Annotated in this window: 3 protein-coding genes; all 3 read right to left on the bottom strand. The window is 42.5% G+C overall.

The genetic code is table 11. The features are described from left to right. Positions 1-457: 457 nt before the first annotated feature. Positions 458-1873: a GMC oxidoreductase gene (locus RCO25_RS34260; protein WP_309000518.1), complete on the bottom strand. Its 1416-nt coding sequence runs from the start codon at positions 1871-1873 to the stop codon at positions 458-460. A 22-nt stretch (positions 1874-1895) separates the two neighbouring features. Further along, a complete protein-coding gene (locus RCO25_RS34255) occupies positions 1896-2684 on the bottom strand; it encodes a sugar phosphate isomerase/epimerase family protein (RefSeq protein WP_309000517.1) in 789 nt (262 codons plus the stop codon). Between the two features lie 1126 nt (positions 2685-3810). Continuing rightward, positions 3811-4077 carry a hypothetical protein gene (locus RCO25_RS34250; RefSeq protein WP_309000516.1) on the bottom strand — a complete coding sequence of 89 codons (267 nt, stop codon included), beginning with the start codon at positions 4075-4077 and terminating at the stop codon, positions 3811-3813. Positions 4078-5029: the final 952 nt, after the last annotated feature.

The following is a 5029-nucleotide window of genomic DNA, read 5'->3' as shown; positions in this document are numbered from 1 at the left end:
AATTGTGGAGTATGCGTGCAGAAGAATAGTACTTGGAGAAATGTCCCACACGCTTCTTCTGTTCCCTCATGCCCAAGACCAGAGCAACGGTGCCTAATGAGCTTGCTTTCTGAACAACAACTGTATTCCATCGCGACGAAATCCTGCGAATGAGTGAGTATATGTGAGATAAACCCTTAAAACCGAGGGACGGGTAACGATAGCATTCCTGTAGAGCGTTAAATTTCCGCTTTGCAAAAAAACGAGCGCCTCGGTACGATGGAGTACGCAACTTGCTAACTTTGACGCCTGATCAGCCGTGTACGGGGAGTTAATTCATATTGCGAAGAATGCCGGTGCGCTTACCATTTTGGACTCAAGCGGCGAAAGCTTATCGCTGGGGTTAAAAAGTATTCCCTTCTTGCCTGAACCAGGTTTTAATAGCTTCGATCATTACAGGCAATCTTTCACAGAATGATTAAGAATGTCGGTGAGCAATGTAGTCAGCAGTACGAATGGCCAAAGCTACTGTAGTCAATGTTGGGTTTGTCGCTCCCACACTTGGAAATACACTGTTGTCGGCTACATAAAGGCCTTGGATTCCATGAACTTGCCCATACCGGTTCGTGGCGGAAGTATCAGGATCATCCCCCATGCGGCAAGTTCCGGCTTCGTGATAATCACTTCCTGGGGTTCTTGTGCACAGGGATTCCACATCCAACTCCAACACCTTGGCAACGTGACGCATCTCTTCCGCCGCCTGAGCAACTACCATACGGTCCTTGCTGCTCTGTTGAAATTCGGTGAAGATGACGGGCAGGCCAAATGCGTCTCTTCTGCTGTAGTCAAGCCCGACCCTGTTCGGATATCGGGATTCCACTTTAGTAAATACGGATAAGTGTGCCCCTTCTGGAGTCGGGTACATGTTCATATGGAAAGGTTTCCCGGGTTGCTGTGGAATATATACGGGTTGAAATGCTGGAATAGGATTCGATGGCTTCATGATCAGGTTTGTATTTAGAAATGGATGATGGACCAGAAAATGTCCGATATTCTTGCCCTGAATTCCGGACATAAGTAATAACCGTGGGGTTTGATACACGTTTGCCGACAGGATGATCGTGCGGGCGCGTATTTCGAACCTCCTCTGATCAGGCGTTGCCGCAATTACGCTCAAGACCTTTCCTTGTTGAATCATGATTCGTACTGCGGGGGCGTTCACCGCAATATCGACAGGACTCAGATTAAAGGCCTTTCCGACCATTATGAGAGAACTGAACCTTGTCCCTTCATGTAAGCTTCCGTTTTGTAATTGCAAAGTGATGGCATTCGGAATCTCGGTTGCTTCGGTAAAACCGGCCGACCATAAACGGTCTAAGAATTGTGCTGTCTCCAAGGTGCGCGGGGGGACCGTAACGTTCATTTCTTGCTCTGCGATGTTGTAATAATACTCCATCTCTTTTTGCGAAACGGGCCATTCTGCATATTCGAACGGCTGAAAACGAATGGAGTGTCCCGCCCAAAGTAAAGTCTGTCCTCCCAACGAAATCACCTGTTTACCACCAGGTAAGTCTGGCCAACCGATCGGATTGGTAATGAGAGGATTCCGTGAGTAATTCTCAACACGACCCACTAGGGTCGGGATATTGTTCACATGTGTGGGCGACAGGAGACCTCCCGCTTCAATCATGCCGATTTTCATGCCTTTATTTCTCCATTGCTGACAAAGTCTATACAGAACGGCGCCTCCTCCAGCGCCGCTGCCAACAACTAAAGCATCGTATTCTTTATTTTGCATTTGATCCAGCGTAACAAGCGGAATCCATGTATTTAAATAATAATCGGGTAGATTAGGTGGACAAAAGCCATTTTCAATTAAAGGAACATCATGCATAATGTGTACCTCTCCCCGTTTATTAAGCTGCTCCAATCGATTTCAAGTACAGAAGACTTTTGCGAATATCGTTAAAGGGGATCGTCTCGAAGTCTTCCTGTTCGACAAAATAAAATTGAAATCCAACCTCTTTGAATTGTGAAATGATTTTTCGGAAATTAATGATTCCGCTTCCGACTGCGGTCGTCTTCCCATGTTGATCCATATCTTTAAGATGGACAAGCGGAACGTGTCCCGCATATTTCAAGAGAATAGTTTCTGGATCGGAACCGCCTTTTTTGACCCAGTAGGTATCAATTTCTAAAGGCAGTTTAAATCCGAGATCCTCCAACAAACGATCCAGATACATTTGTTTACCGTTAATCGTTTCAAACCAATGGCCATGCGTGTGAAGAGCTAATTGAAACCCTTTTTTTCGTAATTCCTCATAAATACGTCTAAGCGCATCAATAAGAGCCGAATATTTCACCGGATCAGAAAGGGTTTCTTTGGGAATGTAGGGAACAACAATAAATCGTATGCCTATTGTTGATGCGTATTCCAAGTGTTTCTTTAAGGAGGTGTCCAAATCTTCGATCCCTACATGGGTGGCCACGGCAATCAAACCGAGTTGATCTAATTTCTTCTTCATTTCCATTGCCGGGATACCACCGTACCCGGCAAACTCAATTGTCTTGTATCCGATTTCTGCGACCCTCTCTAGAGTACGGAACGGATTACTTTCAAAATCTTCTTTCACGGTATACAGTTGAATACCAGGTAACCATTTGGACGCTTCCCACATGTATTTGCCGAACCTGTAAAATTTCATAAGTTCCTCCTGCTTTAATCATAACGAAAGGCTTGTATAGACTTCGAAATGATGAACGATTTGAATGTATCTGACCCACTTGGATATGACTCTTAGAAATGTTTATTCGATGTTCCCTTGAAATGTTGAATAATTTGATCGGCTGTTCTGATCTGAAGACAAACAATTCATTTCGATGGTTATTGGCAAAATAATCTCCTAATCTCCTAATCCTATTCCATAAAAATATATAAGAGCTTTCAGCTATTTTCAGTACTTTATTATTATTAGTTGAACTAATGATTCATTCCACATCCTGATACACAAACGATCAATAAATTTCATTGGTTCTGTCATGATTGATTCATGAAGCTGTTGACGTTCTGGCGAATCTCCGCCACTATGTGGTAGAAGACATTGTTGATGACATCGGAATTCAGTCGTTCCTTAGACGATGTATAGTTGAGGGCTATAAGACGGCAAAAATACGTCCCGGATGGAGTAGTCTTTTCCGAATTCACGTTTGATATAGGCAAAAGGATACGCTGACGACCTCCCTCTATTCATTGGCGATAAGAATAAACACACATCATAATTGAATAAGCCACCTTTCGAAAAGCCGAACACACGGCATTTGTCGAAAAAGGTGGCTGAATTTATCGATGCTACTTAGTGCTTTTCAGTTCGCGGTAACCGGAAGGTGTCGTACCCGTCCCGCATTATCCGGTTTTGACACCGCCAAGATTGAGATGATAATGAGTTGACTCCCGCTGCACTTGAACCAGACCCTCAAAAAAGGACTGGTTCGCCGCTGCAATCATTGAACTATCGGTAGCAATTGGTAAGCATTTGAAGTGATTTTCCCCTGCTCCACACGGAGCGTGCGACTTTCACCGCACTCCGCGCTCCCTCTAACTGAACGTACTAGATCATAAGAGTCCTCCTTACTCTCAGATTTACTTCATACCCCATAACCTGTAAGCCATGACGCATGCAGGAGTATTGGCAGGATGGTTTCAGGATATATGGTACCGTCATTCCCATCCTCGATTGTAAAGTTGAGATTACTCTTTGTAATCTCCTGCTTTTCACGCAGCTTGGCGCTTATAGCAGAACTTGTCACACTGTCCCGTTAGCTTAATAAAGATTATTTCTTCTTTCTTAATATCCTCCCAGCATAATAAACAATTATTCCAAGCAGCATTAATACCAGGATTTCTAATGTTCTCCATACTGGGCTTGAAACATATCCAAATGTGACGTTATGTTGAAGATAATCATCTGATTCGTATGTCTCAACAATATCTGGAACATAATTCATCGTGAGATACAATCCTTGAAGAATCTGAAAAGCATAAAAAACGAATACAAATATTAGTCCTAAAACGATAGCTCTTATAAATGGTTTTTTCATTGTTACCTCCCCAAGCTCCTTCTTCGTTTATGTAGGTTCCTTCATTGAACTAATGTCATCCGTTAGCTTAATCGAATCATTAATTTGCTCTCCAATTTGTTTGGGTACTCCCGCCGCCGAATTGCCATCCTTTGCTCTCGATAAATTTGATAAAAGCTTGCAGGAAGTCGTTGTGCCCTAAATCCCCTCATTTGAATAAACTGTCCCCTCAATATGGATTCCAATTGACCTTTTCAATACAAATAACCTCAAACAGATATATTAAGCTAACGGCTCGCGTTAGCTAAATGAAATGCAGCCCATACGCGGGGACGGGATGCAGGTTAGCTATAAGTTGTAGTATTTCATAATTGCTTTCTTTCTTTCATCAGGACTTCTGTTGTCCTGCTGGTACGAAAACTTATACTCCAGAAAAACGTTTTTTTGCACATTAGTCAGTTCTTCATACTTCACCCCATGCAAAGTGAATTTTCCACGGATAAAATCATGTGTTACCCGTTAGCTTTACAAATAAAGGGAGCAGTTGCCGTAGCGCTGCCCCATGATTTTGCCCAACTATCCTTCTCCATTATTATTAGTTTCCCTCTTGTAAAGCCTATCTATAAAACGAATCAAAAGATGTATTATTGTAATAAGAAATGCTAACTGTATAGACTTTATAAAACTAACCCCTACAAAGTAATAACCCATAAGCAAAGTCGCAAAAAAATAAACTACCACACCTAATATAAGTTTAAACATATTAACAAGCCCTCCCAACTCTCTAAGTTTAACATTTATTACACTTTCTGTATTGAGTTTAAATGCCCGTTAGCGTAACGAAGGGCTGCCATATGGCCAATGTCATTTAGTTTAGCTCAAAGACAAGAACAGGAATAAAAATGAAATCCGAAACGGCATGGGAAAAGTCCTGTGCCGTTTGTTTTTTTGGGGAAAGCAAAGAAAAAGCGCA

Source organism: Paenibacillus sp. LHD-38 (assembly GCF_031157315.1).
GTDB lineage: Bacteria > Bacillota > Bacilli > Paenibacillales > Paenibacillaceae > Pristimantibacillus.
The sequence above is the reverse complement of the archived record's forward strand: the minus strand, read 5'-3'. Positions and strand labels throughout refer to the sequence as shown.